This is a genomic window from Brevibacillus sp. NPDC003359 (assembly GCF_042878995.1).
Lineage (GTDB): Bacteria > Bacillota > Bacilli > Brevibacillales > Brevibacillaceae > Brevibacillus.
This window is the reverse complement of the sequence record NZ_JBIAOR010000005.1, coordinates 160,024-176,076: the sequence shown is the minus strand read 5'-3', so window position 1 is coordinate 176,076 and position 16,053 is coordinate 160,024. Positions and strand designations below refer to the sequence as shown.

Here is a 16,053-nt window from a genome sequence, read left to right as displayed (position 1 = left end):
AGGACGTGCCCTGAGTGAGTCAATTGTTTGCTCATATTGATTCCGAGAAACTGAGTGAGATGGCGTTAGTTGACATTGCGTATGAAATTTTGCGTGAAACTAACCGCACTTACAACTTCCGCGAGCTGATGAATGAACTGGTTGCAGTGCGCAAGCTGACAAATGAACAACTCATGGCAATCATCGCGCAAGTATACACAGAAATTAACATTGATGGCCGTTTCGTGTGCCTCGGTGACAATGTATGGGGATTGAAACGCTGGTACCCAACCGACACCGTGGAAGAAACCCAAGAGGGTGGCGGAACGAAGAAGAAGAAAATCGTCACGGAAGACGACTTCGACGATTACGATTCCGAAGACGAAGGTGTCGAAGAATACGAAGACGACGATGTTGTCATCTTTGAGGACGAAGAGGAATTCGTCGACGAAGATTCTGAAATCGAAGAAGAAGAAATCGATGGAGAAATCGAAGAGGAAGAACTCGAAGACGAAGATGATGAGATGTTCGAAGAGGACGAAGAGCAGGCGGAAGAAGAATCGGACGAAGAGCTCGACGAAGAAGACGAGAAATAGGTTCTTGACTTCCGCCTGAGGGACAGATAAAATACTCCTTGGGCTTCACATGAAGAAGGATCAAATATGGGAAACTATAAAACAAAAGTGCCCCTACCCCATTTCTTTACGGGATAGGACTCGCTTTTGTTTTTCTTTTTTTTTGGAGCCGTCTTCATTCGATTTTTATAACAACTTAAGGGTGAGGGAAAGAGGGGACGTTAACGATGACGAAGTATATTTTTGTGACAGGCGGGGTTGTATCCTCGTTGGGAAAAGGAATTACAGCGGCTTCTCTGGGCCGACTCTTGAAAAATAGGGGTCTGAAAGTAACCATCCAGAAGTGTGACCCATACATCAACGTTGACCCGGGTACGATGAGTCCGTATCAGCACGGTGAAGTTTTCGTAACGGACGATGGTGCGGAAACAGACCTGGACTTGGGCCACTATGAGCGCTTTATCGATATCAACCTGAGCGCGAACTCCAATATGACGACGGGTAGAATTTACTCTACAGTCATCGCCAAAGAACGCCGTGGCGACTATTTGGGAGGAACCGTTCAAGTTATTCCTCACATCACGAACGAAATCAAAGATCGCATTTTCCGTGCAGGTCGCGAAACCGGTGCAGATGTAGTGATTACCGAGATTGGTGGAACTGTTGGGGATATCGAGAGCTTGCCATTCCTTGAATCCATTCGCCAGATCAAAAGTGACATCGGTCGTGAAAACGTCATGTACATTCACGTAACCCTGGTACCATATATCAAGGCAGCAGGTGAAATGAAAACCAAGCCTACGCAACACAGCGTGAAAGAACTGCGCAGCTTGGGTATTCAACCAAATGTGATCGTGACACGTACGGAGCAACCGATGACGCAAGAAATGAAAGACAAGTTGGCTCTGTTCTGTGATATCGATAAAAATGCGGTAGTGGAATGTGTAGACGCTGATAGTCTTTACGATGTACCACCGCAATTGCAAGCACAAGGCTTGGACGATTATGTATGCCGTCACTTGGGTCTGACTTGCCAGGAAGCGGATATGACCGAGTGGAATTCGCTCGTATCGAAAATCAAAAACTTGTCCAAAACGACTACCATTGCAATCGTTGGTAAATATGTAGAATTGCATGATGCGTACTTGTCTGTAGCAGAAGCGCTGTACCATGGTGGCTATGCGAACGACTCCAAAGTAGAAATCAAATGGGTGCACGCAGAAGAAGTTACGCCAGAAAATGTTGGCGAACTGCTCGGTGATGTAAAGGGTATCCTCGTACCAGGCGGCTTTGGCGATCGTGGTATCGAAGGTAAAATCATCGCTACGCGCTATGCTCGTGAAAATAAAGTGCCATTCCTCGGAATTTGCCTGGGTATGCAAATCGCTGTGATCGAGTTCGCTCGCCACGTAGCGGGTATGGACGGCGCAAACAGCTCCGAGATCAACCCGAATACAGCGTATCCGGTTATTGACCTCTTGCCAGAGCAAAAAGATATCGAGGACAAGGGCGGTACAATGCGTCTTGGTCTCGGTCCAACCAAAGTGGAAGAGGGCACGCTGACTGAGGCTGCATACGGAAGTACCCTGGTTTATGAGCGTCATCGTCATCGTTATGAAGTGAATAACGAATACCGTGATCAATTGGCGCAAATGGGCTTGCGTTTTGCGGGTACAACTCCAGATGGTCGTCTGGTTGAAATCGTGGAAGTTCCAGAACATCCATGGTATGTAGCGACACAGTTCCATCCAGAGTTCACATCCCGTCCGAACCGTCCACAGCCACTGTTCCGTGACTTCGTGAAAGCTTCCCTGAACAAATAACATAGGTCGATAAATAGAAAGACGCACCCGCGATGTAGAGTCGCTGGTGCGTCTTGTGCTTTTAAAAGCAGATCAGTGAAACAAGGGCGAGAGCCAGGCTACCCAGTAGGCGGCGGGAATGAGCAGGAATTGAGCCAAAATCGTTCCAATAAAACGTGAGATCATCAGCCACAGGTACATGTCACGAATCGATCCCTGCGTGGTTTTCCCTTGTATTGCTTTTTCTGTCAAAAGGGCAATTTGCGGGTCTACCAGAATCGTCATGAAAATCGTGGCAAAACCGTTGATTAACCCTGAAGACATCAACACGGTTGCTTTGTAATCCGGGGCTAGTAATGTCGCGTACAATACGGACAGTACGCTGCTTGTGTAAATAGCTGTCCCAAATGCATTTAATAGCAGTAATCGTTTGGGAACTCCTTTGATTCGAAACCGAGAGATGGCTTGCCAGCTAGGAATCCGGACATGATAGCGGACACGTCGGATGCTTTCGACGGTTACCGCCGTGCGAATCATTTGCGGAATCGAGCCCGCTATTTCCAAGTGCGAAATCAACCGCTTCGAGATTTGGACAAAAGTGGGAAACAGTACGATAGCCGCTAAGGTTCCGAGTGAAGACGCGGCAATGATCACATGCAATTGCGTGCTGGGATCAAAGTGTTCGATAGCGGCTTGATCCATCAATCCCCCAGTAAATGGTCCTTGAATCAGGTTGGAAGTACGGGATAGGAGCAATACGATTCCGACCAGAGACATTGCTACAGCAATCCTGCCCGTTTGTACCCCTGCAAAACGGATTCCGTAGGTAAGTGTCTCTGTCGTATGGATAATAAATGTTAACAAGCAAATCAGCCACAGAGCATCCATATTGAGTATCTGGCTCCTTGTGTGTAGGGGAAATTGGTTTTTCCCATTATACTCGAAATGAGGCCTATGGGAAATTTTAAGCGGACGTTCAGTAAAAAAGGTGAAGGAGTTTCCTGATTTTAGGCGAACCCATAGTAATTAAGAAAACGCATTCGTCAGGGGGGAATCAGAATGTTCGACAAACAAGATAAAAAGGTACTGGTTGTGGATGACCAGTATGGGATTCGCATTTTACTGTATGAGGTGCTGGGAAAAGAAGGGTACAAGACCTTTCAGGCAGCAAACGGGAAAATGGCATTGGAAATCGTGGAAAAAGAATCGCCGGATTTGGTTATCCTCGACATGAAGATCCCTGGGATGGATGGTATTGAGATCTTGAAACACATCAAGAAGATCAATCAGGAAATCAAAGTCATCATGATGACAGCTTACGGAGAGCTGGACATGATCAAAGAAGCAACGCAACTGGGAGCTTTGACTCATTTTACGAAGCCGTTTGATATTGATGAACTACGAATGGCAGTGCATCAGCAATTAGCTTGCTAGGAACTGACTGCTAAGGTCAGGGTACTAGCGTCCCTGTTAACAAATGCTTGTCTGTGGTATAATAAGCCACATGACTGAAGTCTGCTAGAGGAGGATTTACAAAATGCCACTGGTACCTATGACCGCTTTTACCGAAGACGTCAAAAAGCATAAATACGCCGTCGGACAATTTAACCTGAACAATTTGGAGTTTACTCAAGCGATTACTGAAGCCGCGATGGAAGAAAAATCTCCTGTGATCTTTGGTGTTTCTGAGGGAGCACTGAAATACATGGGGATCGATTATACAGTAGCGATTGCAAAAGTGGCTGCTGAACGCGCAGGAGTTCCTGTTGCTTTGCATCTTGACCATGGTAGCAATTTCGACATGGTAATGAAGTGCATTCGCGCTGGGTTCTCTTCTGTTATGTTCGATGGTTCCCACCATTCGTTTGAAGATAACCTTCGCCTGACCAAACAGGTTGTAGAGGCTGCTCACGCTGTTGGCGTATCGGTAGAGGGTGAACTCGGTACCATCGGTGGGGTAGAAGACGACCTGTCTGTTGACGAGGAAGATGCTACCCTGGCAAATCCTGAGGAAGCAATCCGCTTCTGGGAAGAAACAAAAGTAGACTACGTAGCGATTGCTGTAGGTACAGCACACGGTATGTACAAAGGTGTACCAAAAATCCGCTACGACATCATCGAAAAAGTAGCGAGCAACATTGGAGCGCCAATCGTTCTTCATGGTGGTTCCGGCGTACCAGACGATGCGATTATCGAATCGATTCGCTTGGGCGTAGGAAAAATCAATGTAAATACAGAAAGCCAAGTCGCATGCACGGAAACGGTTCGCAAAGTATTGGCTGCCAAGCCGAATGAGATCGACCCACGCAAATACCTAAGCCCTGCTCGCGATGCGATCAAGGAAGTTGTTAAAGGAAAAATGCGCTTGTTCGGAAGCAGCAACCGCGCGTAACTGGGAGGCTAATCATGCGTTTTTTGATCGATACAGCAAACGTTGAAGAAATCCGCGAGATTCACGAATGGGGAGTTGTAGCGGGAGTAACAACAAATCCGTCCTTGGTAGCGAAAGAGGGGCGTGATTTTGTAGAAACGCTGAAAGAAATTCTTGATATTGTTGACGGTCCGATCAGTGCCGAAGTCATCAGCACAGATGCAAAAGGCATGATCGAAGAGGGAGAGAAGCTCGCTGCTCTCTCCAAAAATATCGTTATCAAGCTGCCGATGACTGCAGAAGGTTTGAAGGCAACCAAGTATTTTGCTAAGCGCAAAATCAGAACAAATGTAACACTGGTGTTCTCTGCGAACCAGGCACTTTTGGCTGCGCGCGCAGGCGCGAGCTTCGTGTCTCCGTTCTTGGGACGCTTGGATGATATTGGTCAAGACGGCATGCAATTGATCGAAGATATTGCAGAAATCTTTTCCGTTCACGGTATCGATACCGAGATCATTGCGGCATCTGTGCGCCACCCAGTTCACGTAACGGAGGCAGCTCGCCGTGGTTCTCACTTCGCTACCATTCCAGCGAAAGTTTTCAAACAACTCATTGCCCATCCACTGACGGACAGTGGCTTGGAGAAATTCCTCGCTGACTGGGCAAGCATGCAAAAATAAGGACACGAGTTGAAAGTCCAAGCACCTTTTCCATTGGGGAAGGTGCTTCTTTCCCGATTAAGCCTGAGGAGAGCAAAGCATGGATAAGCTGATCATCAACGGTGGAAAACCGCTCGCGGGGACGGTGACCATCAGCGGAGCAAAAAACAGCGCAGTCGCACTCATCCCAGCCGCGTTGCTGGCAGATGGGCCCGTTGTTATTGAGAATCTCCCCCGTATTCAGGATGTAGGTATTTATCACGAGCTCTTGCAGGAAATGGGAGCTGACGTGCTGTTCGAAGAAGATTGGATGGAAATTGACGGACGCATGATGCAACTGATGCTCATGCCAAATGGGCGTATCAAAAAGCTTCGCGCCTCGTACTATTTGTGGGGAGCCTTGCTCGCCAAGTTCGGTGAAGCGCAGGTTGGCTTGCCAGGTGGCTGTGATTTGGGCCCGCGTCCAGTAGATTTGCATATCAAGGGCTTTGAAGCAATGGGCGCCGAGGTGGAAAACAAAAACGGCGTCATGACTATTCGTGCCCAAAATGGACGTTTGCAGGGTGCGCGCATTTATCTCGATCTGGTTAGTGTCGGTGCGACCATTAACATCATGCTGGCTGCCGCCAAAGCGGACGGTGTGACGATTATTGAAAACGCTGCTCGTGAGCCTGAGATCGTCGATGTAGCGACTTTGCTCAACAATATGGGAGCGAACATCAAAGGTGCCGGAACGGACATGATCCGCATTCAAGGCGTAGAGAGCTTGCGTGGATGCCGTCATACGATTATCCCCGATCGGATCGAAGCGGGGACGTACATGATTGCGGCAGCGGCTACGAACGGCAATGTGATGGTGGAGAATGTCATTCCGAAGCATTTGGAGTCTGTTACTGCCAAGTTGCGCGAAATCGGTGCGCATGTGGTAGAACAGGATGACAGTATACAAGTCATCGGACATGATTCTTATCGATCAATCGATGTGAAAACAAGTCCGTATCCGGGTTTTCCAACGGATTTACAGCAGCCGATCACGACCTTGCTGACTCTTGCCAGAGGCTCAAGCATCGTGACCGACAATATTTACAGCTCGCGTTTTCGACATGTAGATGAACTGCGTCGTATGGGAGCTTCCTTGAAGATTGAAGGAAGATCCGCTGTCATTGAAGGCGGAAGCAAACTGAATGGTGCCAAGGTGGTAGCTTCGGATTTGCGTGCGGGAGCAGCTTTGTTCATTGCCGGCTTGGCAACGAATGGCACCACAGAATTAGAAGGGCTCGAACATATAGATCGTGGCTACGAAAACTTGGTGGGCAAGCTGCAAGCATTGGGAGCCGACATTACTCGGATGGGCTTGCAGAGCTTAGAAAACCACCAGCGTTAACCAATCACCAGGAGAGGAGTCTTCCAGAATGGAACGCAGTTTAACACTTGAACTGGTACGTGTGACTGAAGCGGCTGCTTTGGCTTCTGCCAGTTGGATGGGTCTCGGAAAAAAAGATGAGGCTGACGATGCGGCAACGACCGCAATGCGCAATGAATTTATGAAAGTGCCGATGGATGGCGTCGTAGTAATTGGCGAGGGCGAAATGGACGAAGCGCCAATGCTGTATATCGGTGAGCGTCTGGGCCAAGGAGTAGCTCCAGCAGTCGATGTGGCTGTTGACCCTTTGGAGGGAACTAATATCCTCGCAAAAGGTACGTGGGGAGCGATTTCGGTCATTGCCATTGCAGACCAGGGAAATTTGTTGCATGCTCCTGACATGTATATGGAGAAAATGGCAGTAGGGCCAAAAGCCGTGGGCAAGGTTGATATCAACGCACCGGTTCGCGATAACCTGAAAGCGGTAGCGCAAGCACAGGGGAAAGATATCAGTGATTTGGTCGCCATTGTGCTTGACCGTGATCGTCACTCGAAGGTCATTCATGAAATTCGTGAGGCAGGTGCTCGCATTCGCCTCATCTCAGACGGAGACGTTGCCGCTGCGATCAATACCGCTTTCCCGGATACTGGTGTAGACATTTTGTTCGGTTCTGGTGGAGCTCCTGAAGGTGTTCTGGCAGCTGTTGCCTTGAAATGCCTCGGGGGAGAAATTCAGGGTAAGCTCTTGCCGCAAAATGAAGAAGAGATTAAACGCTGTGTCAAAATGGGATTGACGAACCCTCATCAAGTACTGTTCATGGATGATTTGGTGAAAGGTGATGACGCCATTTTTGCAGCGACAGGTGTGACGGATGGCGAGTTGCTCAAAGGGGTACGCTTTCAAGGAACTCGTGCGACGACCAATTCCGTTGTCATGCGTGCAAAAACCGGAACGGTACGTTTCATTGAAGGGAACCACCGCTTAGAACGCAATCCGAAGAACGGTTTGTAAGAAAACAATTTTCGCATTTATATGTTGAGCTAGGATTTTTCAAGAGTAAATAAAGAGTGGTGGATGTATGTTACTTTCTGAACTAGAAGAAAAGAAGCTGACCGACCTCTATAAGCTGGCCAAGGAATACCATATTCCGTATTATTCCCAGCTGAAGAAGAAGGAATTGATTTTTGCGATTCTTCGAGCACGGGCGGAGCGGGATGGTCTCATGTTTATGGAGGGCGTTCTCGAAATATTGCCGGAGGGATACGGTTTCCTCCGTCCCATTAACTATCTCCCTAGCTCGGAAGATATCTACATCTCCCAGTCGCAGATTCGCCGTTTTGATCTGCGGATGGGGGATGTGGTATCAGGAAAAGCAAGACCACCGAAGGAGAATGAACGTTATTTTGGACTCCTTCAAGTAGAGGCAGTGAACGGAGAAGACCCTGAGATAGCAGCAGAGCGTCTTCATTTCCCCGCATTGACACCGTTGTATCCTCAAACCAAGCTAGTACTGGAGACAGCCCCTGCACGTGTGTCCACTCGCCTGATGGATCTTCTCTCTCCTGTTGGACTTGGTCAGCGTGGATTGATTGTGGCTCCGCCAAAAGCGGGGAAAACCATGCTAATCAAAGAGATCGCCAACAGCATTACCGAAAGCCGTCCGGATATCCACTTGTTTGTCCTGCTCATTGATGAGCGTCCGGAAGAGGTAACGGATATGCAGCGATCTGTCAAAGGAGAGGTAGTTGCCTCGACTTTTGACGAGTTGCCTGAGAATCACATCAAAGTTGCTGAGCTTGTTTTGGAGCGCGCAAAGCGACTGGTTGAGCACAAAAAAGACGTAGTGATCCTGCTGGATTCCATTACACGTCTGGCTCGTGCCTACAACCTGGTTATTCCTCCAAGTGGTCGAACGTTGTCCGGTGGTATTGATCCGGCAGCCTTCCATCGTCCGAAGCGCTTTTTTGGCTCAGCGCGGAACATTGAAGAAGGCGGCAGCTTGACCATTTTGGCGACTGCTTTGGTAGAGACCGGCTCCCGTATGGACGATGTGATCTATGAGGAGTTCAAAGGAACCGGAAACATGGAGCTTCATTTGGATCGCAAGCTGGCGGAGCGCAGAATTTTCCCGGCGATCGATATCCGTCGTTCGGGTACGCGCCGCGAAGAGCTTCTCCTCACGAAAGAAGAGCTGGATAAGCTGTGGATGATCCGGAAGAACATGAATGAAACAAATGAGTTTGTAGACTCCTTTATTAAAAAGCTTGCTGATACAAAAACAAACGAAGAATTTTTGCAAACCCTGGAGTCCAAGCAACACGGCAGAGGGAAAGCAGCTAACACGACGGTGAGTTCATGATGACTCACCGTCATTTTTTTTGTGACGTTGGCATACCGTTAGGAAGGGAGCTGGAAAAGAAGGAGGAGATGCTTCGTGGAGTACGTGCAAGTTAGCGCTCCGGTGGAGTCACAGATGGAAGCCAAAAAAGCAGTCGTGGAGCAGGCGCTATTTCAAGCGTTTAATCCGTATGCCAGTCTGGCTTCACCTGCACCAGCAACAAAAGCAAATTCAGTCGTGTACGCTGTTCGCCAAGGGGATACGCTATCTGGTATTGCCCAGCGCTACGGTCTTACTTTAAAAAAACTGGTAGAGGCCAATAGCATTACGAATCCCCATCTGTTAAGCGTAGGCATGAAACTAATTATCAAACGTGATGAAGTCGGACATATGGTGAAACGCGGAGAAACGCTGGATTACATAGCAAGGCGGTACGGTGTGAGTCGGGAATCGTTAATCGAACGAAATCCGCTGCTAAAATGGCTGTCGGACAACCTGTATGTAGGACAGGTCGTGTATGTCCCTATCGCAAAAGGTAATCCGATGTTAGGTAACGATCCGCAGCAGAAGCGAGGTACCGTGCAAGCAGCTAGTCGGCAAGTCATCGCGAGGATTCGCGGAGGATTCGATTGGCCTGTCAGAGAGGCTACGATTACAAGTGGCTTTGGTGCACGTTGGGGGAAAACACACAAGGGCGTGGATTTGTGGAATGAACAGGAATCGAAGACCCCGATTTTGGCAGCGAGGGCAGGCATCGTAGTGGAGGCAGGTGCCAATCGCTCTGGGTACGGTCGGATGGTCGTGATCGATCACGGAGATGGCTTGCAAACCTTTTATGCCCATATGCGTATGCTGTTAGTGTCTCCAGGTCAAACCGTTGAAGCTGGTGAGATGCTCGGATACATGGGACAGACAGGTAACTCTACGGGCTACCATTTGCATTTTGAAGTGCGACAGGATGATGTGGCGATCAATCCGCTTCCCTATCTTGGCAGGTAACCCTATACAATTTACATTGCTTTTTCAATGCGATACAATGGGCAAAGCAAAGAAGTGAGGCGATTTTCCCATGTATTTAGTTTACGCAGATGAAAAAGGCAATGTATACGACCACCCTGGTCTTTTTGCAGTGGCTCGTAACGGAGATATATTGACAGAAATTCTGGAAGAAGAACTGATCCCGCTCCCGGAAGGATCGACGCTGGTCAGTTTGCCGGACACTGAGCCGATCGGGATGGACCCCGACACAGGTGAAATGGTCAAGTTAGATGGCTGTACGGCAGTTGGCGCACTGGTTCCACAAGGAATTACAAGGCTCTTGCTGCCAGGCTACGTGAAAACGAACAAGGAAAGCAAGCTGCCGTTGTTCGGCTACTCCGCAGTCGTTTGGAAGGATAACCGTTTCTGGGTAACGGGTCGGGCGAGTGACGATATCTACAAATGGGATCCGTTGAACTTCCCGATGGATGAACTGCGCCAGCGAGTGGCAAAGACGTTGGAGACGTTTCCGCAAAACCGCATTTTGAACCACTTGTCCAACTGTGCGTTGGAGTACGAATGCTTGACGGCCTCCAATAACTTTTTCAACCGCTGGGAAGGCAGCTTGCCTGTTTCCTATACCTGTAATGCCGGTTGCTACGGCTGTATTTCCGAGCAACCAGATGATAGTGGGTTCCCTTCTCCACAGACGCGGATGAACTTCAAGCCAACAGAGGACGAGCTGGTGGAAGTCATGCTGCACCACCTGAAGACACCGGAGAGCATCATCAGCTTCGGACAGGGCTGTGAGGGTGAGCCTTCTACGATGGCTTCCATTATCGTTCCAGCGATGCGTCGTGTACGGGAAACGACAGATATGGGCTTTATCAACATCAATACGAATGCAGGTTTGACGGATCATATCAAAGGCATAGTCGATGCTGGACTTGATCTGATGCGCGTGAGTATCATCAGTGCGATTGACGAACACTATAATGCCTACTACCGTCCGCGCAACTACACGTTGGAAAATGTAGCGCGTTCTGCCGAGTACGCTGCATCCAAGGGTGTTTATACTTCCATTAACTACTTGTGCTTCCCTGGCGTGTTTGACCGCGAAGAGGAAATGGAAGCGATGATCGAGTTCATCCGTAGAACAGATATTAAGCTGATTCAGCTGCGGAATCTGAATATCGATCCAGAGAGTTATCTGGCGATGATTCCAAAGGCACAAGGCGAAGTATTCGGCATGAAGCAAGCCATCGAAATTTATCAGCAGGAGCTGCCAGATGTGGTGATCGGTTCGTTTACACATATTCCTCCAGATCAGCTCCAACGTAGGAAAAACATGGCGTAATCAGCCAACCTGTTGCATTTCGGCAGTGGGCATGCTACTATCTGATATGTGTTGATATAACTCTGTTTCGGCAAACGATTCAGGGCGGAAAGAGGTGTAGATAAGATGAAACAAAACATTCATCCTAAGTACAACGTAGTAACCGTTAGCTGCGCATGTGGTAACGAATTTGAATCCGGTTCCGTGAAACAAGTGCTGAAAGTGGAGGTTTGCTCCAACTGCCATCCTTTCTTCACAGGAAAACAAAAATTCGTTGATGCAGGCGGCCGTGTAGACCGTTTCAAACGCAAATACAATCTGTAATAATCAGAATGTATGGGAACAACCAGGTAGAGCAATCTGCCTGGTTTTGTCTTTTTCTGGCACTGATATTTTTCGGGAGGACTAAACGATGACTGCCATAGTCTGGTTATCGCCGCGTTTGGCAGACACTACCGAAAGACGTGCCATTCCCTCGGCCGACAAAATGGAATCTATTTGATCGATTGAAGGAGTTGGCGAGTGAGCCAGTTCCTACTGTGGAAGCGTTTGGACGAAAACGACCGATCGGTACCGAGTGGGAAATAGAGCCGTTCGGGGAGCAAGCGGCACGTAAACGATTGCAGCAATTTTTAGATGGAGACATTTATTCTTATAAAGAAAAACGCGACATGCCTGGGATGAATGCGACCTCTCGGCTGTCTTTTGCCCTTAACGCAGGTACCCTGTCTATCCGGACGGTGTATCATAGCGCACTGGAAGAGAGATTGTCGATGCCGCGATGAAGCAGTTGAATGAGACGGGATGGATGCACAATCGGCTGCGGATGATTACCGCTTCGTTTTTGACAAAGGATTTGCTTGTGGATTGGCGTTGGGGCATGGCGTATTTCGCACAGCACTTGATCGATTTCGATGAAGCGGCAAACATCGGAGGCTGGCAGTGGAGCGCTTCGACTGGTACCGATGCGCAACCGTACTTTCGAATTTTTAATCCTGTCACACAAGGAGAAAAGTTTGATCCAGACGGTGCATTCGTCAAAAAATATCTTCCCGTATTGCGTGAAGTACCTCTACAATATATTCATAAACCGTGGGACATGCCGGAGCCTATCCAAGAGCAAGCAGGCTGCAAGATTGGCTTCGACTACCCGATTCCTTGTGTGGATCATGCACTAAAGAAGAAAGCTGGCCATGGCCTTGTTTCAGGAGGCAAAAGACCGCCATGCAAAGACTGAGTAACGACTTTTAGGCAAAGGGAGATAGAGACGTGGCACAACTATATTTTCGGTATGGAGCGATGAACGCTTCCAAATCCATTCAATTATTGACAGTTGCCCACAACTACGAGCAATCGGGGAAAAAAGTAGTAGTGTTTACTCCAGCAGTGGATGATCGCTATGGCGTGGGAAAAGTTGCTTCACGAGTTGGGATTAGCCGGGAAGCAATTCCGATTATCGAAGAGACCGATCTGTATCAAATCGTAGAGGCAGAGTCAGTCAAGCCGCATTGCGTATTGGTTGACGAGGCTCAGTTCATCAGCCGCCACCATGTGGATCAGCTCGTCAGGATTGTAGACAAGCTGGGCATCCCTGTAATCGTCTATGGCTTGTTGAAAAACTTCAAGAATGAGCTCTTCCCTGGCAGCGCCGCCCTGTTGTGTGAGGCTGACAAGGTAGAAGAGATTAAAACCGTTTGCGTCTACTGCAATAAAAAGGCGACGCATATTCTCAAGTTCAAAAATGGACAACCCGTCTACTCCGGGGAGACGATTGAAATTGCTGGAAATGATACATACAGCAGCGTCTGTCGCAAGCATTACTATACGCCTCCAGCAGCAGAATAAAGAAAGCATAAGCCACCCCTGTTTGTTCCGTGCATGAGCCCAAGAGGCGATGCGCAGACTAAGCAAAACAGGAGGTGGCTTTTTCATGCGGACACAGCCTATTTGGCGAAGCTCGTTGGTCATACTGGGCTTGGTGACACTGACTTCTGCCCTCACCGTCGGCTGCGGTGGAAACACAACGAAGCAACAAAGCTATGGTACAGATATGAGAAACACGCAGCACCGTGCTACGATAAAAGGGGATCAAAGTGGCGACACATTGCAAGGACGCGCACCTATTGCTATGGATCGTGATTCGTTGATGGGGCGCAATCAGAATCCGAATATGGTTACCGGTCAATCGAATGTGCGCAATACGCCCGTCGAAGTGACCAATATGGAGAGGCTCGCTATGTCGGTGAAAGGTGTGGAAAATGCTCGCATCACACTCAGTGATGGCAATGCATATGTTACTCTTGACCTTGTGCATAACATCACTGCGAATCAAGCGCGTACCATCGAGCAGCAGGTGATTTCGCTTCTTCGAGAAAGAATTCCAAACTACGATTTTCATTTAACCTCACATGATGGTTACCATCGCTGACAGGTGAGCAGGACGTATGTAGCAAGGCTCGGCATTGCCGGGCCTGTTTGGCATCACGTAAAACATTTCCAGTAATATTGTACTTTGACTTCTTGCGACATTCCTCCTATAATTTATCTGTTATAACCGTTTTTTTGGTAGAACATAATTTATCGCAATTCATATCGACATAAATGCTACCAAGGCTTCGCCTGCGCCAAAAGGCTATTATTCTTTGCGATGGGGTGAAATACAAATGTTTACACGCTTATCTGCAGTTGAAGAGCGTTTTGAAGAAGTAACCAATCTCCTATGTGACCCCGACGTCATTAGTGATACAAAACGCTTGCGTGAACTGTCCAAGGAACAATCTTCGTTGGAAGAGACGGTAACGTCATACCGTGAATATAAATCAGTGGTGAGTCAAATCGACGACGCCAAAGCGATGCTGGAAGAGAAGCTGGATGACGAGATGCGTGAAATGGTCAAGCTCGAGCTCAATGAATTGTCAGCACGCAAGGAGCAACTGGAAGAACGCTTGAAGATCCTGTTGCTTCCAAAAGACCCGAACGATGAGAAAAACGTGATTGTGGAAATCCGCGGTGCTGCGGGCGGCGATGAAGCTGCACTGTTTGCCGCTGTGCTTTTCCGTATGTACACGCGTTTTGCAGAGCGCAACGCTTTTAAAATTGAAGTGTTGGAGGCAAGCCCAACCGATATCGGCGGATACAAGGAAATTGTCTTCTCGCTGTCCGGTCGTGGTGCCTACAGCAAAATGAAATTCGAAAGCGGCGCGCATCGTGTACAACGCATCCCGGCTACTGAATCCGGTGGACGTATCCATACTTCTACTGCGACTGTACTGGTTCTGCCAGAAGCAGAAGACGTGGAAGTGGAAGTACATGAAAAAGATATCCGCATCGATACGTTCTGCTCCAGTGGTGCAGGCGGTCAGAGCGTTAACACGACCAAGTCGGCGGTTCGCGTAACGCATATTCCTACAGGGATCATGGTATCTTGTCAGGACGAGAAATCTCAGCATTCGAACAAAGACAAAGCGCTGCGTGTATTGCGTGCTCGTCTGTATGATTTCTACATGCAACAACAAAATGCGGAAGCAGATGCTACGCGCAAAAGCTTGGTGGGTACTGGTGACCGAAGCGAGCGCATCCGCACGTACAACTATCCACAAAGCCGCGTGACCGACCACCGCATCGGTCTGACCCTGCACCGACTGGAATCGGTATTGGAAGGCGAAATGGATGAAGTGATCGACAACCTGATCATGCATGAACAAACGGAGCTTTTGAAAAGCCATGCACACTCAGCTTGATTGGTCTGATGTTACGACGATTCGAGAAGCCCTATTACGGGCTTCTTCCTTTTTGCGGGAAAAAGGGACAAAGGATCCTTTGTTCGAAGCGGAGCTAATGATCCGCCATTGTCTCGACTGGGATCGGACGCGCTTTTTAATGGCGATGACAGATTCAATTGATGCAGGAACATTGGAGAAGCTGGACGGACTGTGCATACGCAGGGCGAATAACGAGCCATTGCAATATATGTTTGGCGAACAGGAGTTTTACGGGCGTCCCTTTACGGTGCGTCCAGGTGTGCTGATTCCAAGACCTGAAACGGAAATACTGGTGGAGCAAGTGATGGCTGCTGCTGCAAAGCTCTGGCCTGAGGGTGAAGAGCTAGCGGTAGTGGATATCGGAACAGGGAGCGGAGTCATCTGTATTACACTCGCGTTAGAAAAACCGCAATGGCGCGTGACTACGGTGGACCTGTCTCCTGAGGCAACGAAAATCGCCCGGGAAAATGCAAGCCGTCTTGGTGCAGATGTCCGCTTCTTACAGGGTGATTTGGTGCAGCCGCTTTTGGAAGCAGGCGAAAAGGTAGATATCCTCGTATCCAATCCACCTTATATCCCGAGTCACGATGTCGAGGAGTTGGACGATGAGGTGCTCGTACACGAACCTCGCTTGGCTTTGGATGGTGGCGAAGATGGTCTGGATTGCTATCGTCGACTGTGTGAGGCGCTGCCGAATCTTTTGAAAGAAAGAGCAGTCGTAGCGTTTGAAGTAGGTATTTATCAGGCTGGGGATGTAGCGGCATTGATGAAAGCATCCGGTGTCATGGATGATGTAGAGATTGTTCCGGATTTGGCGGGGATCGAGCGGGTCGTTATTGGTTTGAGACGATAGCGCTTGCTCGTCTCGCCTTTTTTACATAGGGATGAAT

Annotated in this window: 16 protein-coding genes and 1 pseudogene; 16 read left to right on the top strand and 1 reads right to left on the bottom strand. The window is 48.7% G+C overall.

Annotated features, from left to right (window positions below; all coding sequences use genetic code 11):
- Nucleotides 1-14: 14 nt before the first annotated feature.
- Both rpoE and ACFYU8_RS16555 read left to right on the top strand, forming a co-directional pair.
- Entirely contained in the window at nt 15-575 is a 561-nt protein-coding gene (gene rpoE, locus ACFYU8_RS16560) for a DNA-directed RNA polymerase subunit delta (protein ID WP_390300840.1), read from the top strand.
- Nucleotides 576-781: 206 nt separating this feature from the next.
- On the top strand, nt 782-2,377 hold the full coding sequence (locus tag ACFYU8_RS16555) for a CTP synthase (RefSeq protein ID WP_390300838.1): 1,596 nt from the start codon (nt 782-784) through the stop codon (nt 2,375-2,377).
- A gap of 72 nt (nt 2,378-2,449) precedes the next feature.
- Here ACFYU8_RS16555 and ACFYU8_RS16550 read toward each other — a convergent pair whose 3' ends face one another.
- Entirely contained in the window at nt 2,450-3,244 is a 795-nt protein-coding gene (locus tag ACFYU8_RS16550; protein ID WP_390300836.1) for a lipid II flippase Amj family protein, read from the bottom strand.
- Between the two features lie 171 nt (nt 3,245-3,415).
- Here ACFYU8_RS16550 and ACFYU8_RS16545 point away from each other — a divergent pair, with 171 nt between their 5' ends.
- From ACFYU8_RS16545 to prmC, 14 genes and pseudogenes are all read left to right on the top strand, one after another.
- Nucleotides 3,416-3,790, top strand: a complete 375-nt coding sequence (locus ACFYU8_RS16545) for a response regulator (RefSeq protein ID WP_007725537.1) — start codon at nt 3,416-3,418, stop codon at nt 3,788-3,790.
- Nucleotides 3,791-3,893: 103 nt separating this feature from the next.
- Nucleotides 3,894-4,748, top strand: coding sequence for a class II fructose-1,6-bisphosphate aldolase (fba, locus tag ACFYU8_RS16540; RefSeq protein ID WP_327951251.1), 855 nt, complete (start codon nt 3,894-3,896; stop codon nt 4,746-4,748).
- A gap of 14 nt (nt 4,749-4,762) precedes the next feature.
- Entirely contained in the window at nt 4,763-5,407 is a 645-nt protein-coding gene (fsa, locus tag ACFYU8_RS16535) for a fructose-6-phosphate aldolase (protein WP_007725535.1), read from the top strand.
- A gap of 79 nt (nt 5,408-5,486) precedes the next feature.
- Nucleotides 5,487-6,770: a UDP-N-acetylglucosamine 1-carboxyvinyltransferase gene (locus tag ACFYU8_RS16530; RefSeq protein WP_390300833.1), complete on the top strand. Its 1,284-nt coding sequence runs from the start codon at nt 5,487-5,489 to the stop codon at nt 6,768-6,770.
- A gap of 28 nt (nt 6,771-6,798) precedes the next feature.
- Entirely contained in the window at nt 6,799-7,761 is a 963-nt protein-coding gene (gene glpX / locus ACFYU8_RS16525; protein ID WP_390300831.1) for a class II fructose-bisphosphatase, read from the top strand.
- 67 nt (nt 7,762-7,828) lie between these two features.
- On the top strand, nt 7,829-9,109 hold the full coding sequence (rho, locus tag ACFYU8_RS16520) for a transcription termination factor Rho (RefSeq protein ID WP_390300829.1): 1,281 nt from the start codon (nt 7,829-7,831) through the stop codon (nt 9,107-9,109).
- A 75-nt stretch (nt 9,110-9,184) separates the two neighbouring features.
- Nucleotides 9,185-10,087: a peptidoglycan DD-metalloendopeptidase family protein gene (locus tag ACFYU8_RS16515; protein WP_390300827.1), complete on the top strand. Its 903-nt coding sequence runs from the start codon at nt 9,185-9,187 to the stop codon at nt 10,085-10,087.
- A 70-nt stretch (nt 10,088-10,157) separates the two neighbouring features.
- Nucleotides 10,158-11,423 carry a radical SAM family protein gene (locus ACFYU8_RS16510; RefSeq protein WP_390300825.1) on the top strand — a complete coding sequence of 422 codons (1,266 nt, stop codon included), beginning with the start codon at nt 10,158-10,160 and terminating at the stop codon, nt 11,421-11,423.
- A gap of 105 nt (nt 11,424-11,528) precedes the next feature.
- On the top strand, nt 11,529-11,726 hold the full coding sequence (rpmE, locus tag ACFYU8_RS16505) for a 50S ribosomal protein L31 (protein WP_144618749.1): 198 nt from the start codon (nt 11,529-11,531) through the stop codon (nt 11,724-11,726).
- Between the two features lie 107 nt (nt 11,727-11,833).
- Nucleotides 11,834-12,643, top strand: a pseudogene (locus ACFYU8_RS31495) (cryptochrome/photolyase family protein); the annotation flags it as partial.
- 28 nt (nt 12,644-12,671) lie between these two features.
- Nucleotides 12,672-13,247, top strand: a complete 576-nt coding sequence (locus ACFYU8_RS16490) for a thymidine kinase (protein WP_390300819.1) — start codon at nt 12,672-12,674, stop codon at nt 13,245-13,247.
- An 85-nt stretch (nt 13,248-13,332) separates the two neighbouring features.
- Nucleotides 13,333-13,830, top strand: a complete 498-nt coding sequence (locus ACFYU8_RS16485) for a sporulation protein (RefSeq protein WP_390300817.1) — start codon at nt 13,333-13,335, stop codon at nt 13,828-13,830.
- A gap of 235 nt (nt 13,831-14,065) precedes the next feature.
- Nucleotides 14,066-15,142 (top strand): peptide chain release factor 1, encoded by a 1,077-nt coding sequence (prfA, locus tag ACFYU8_RS16480; RefSeq protein ID WP_390300815.1) that lies wholly within the window; start codon nt 14,066-14,068, stop codon nt 15,140-15,142.
- Nucleotides 15,126-16,016, top strand: coding sequence for a peptide chain release factor N(5)-glutamine methyltransferase (prmC, locus tag ACFYU8_RS16475; protein WP_390300813.1), 891 nt, complete (start codon nt 15,126-15,128; stop codon nt 16,014-16,016). Before prfA ends, prmC begins: the two co-directional genes overlap by 17 nt.
- Nucleotides 16,017-16,053 lie beyond the last annotated feature (37 nt).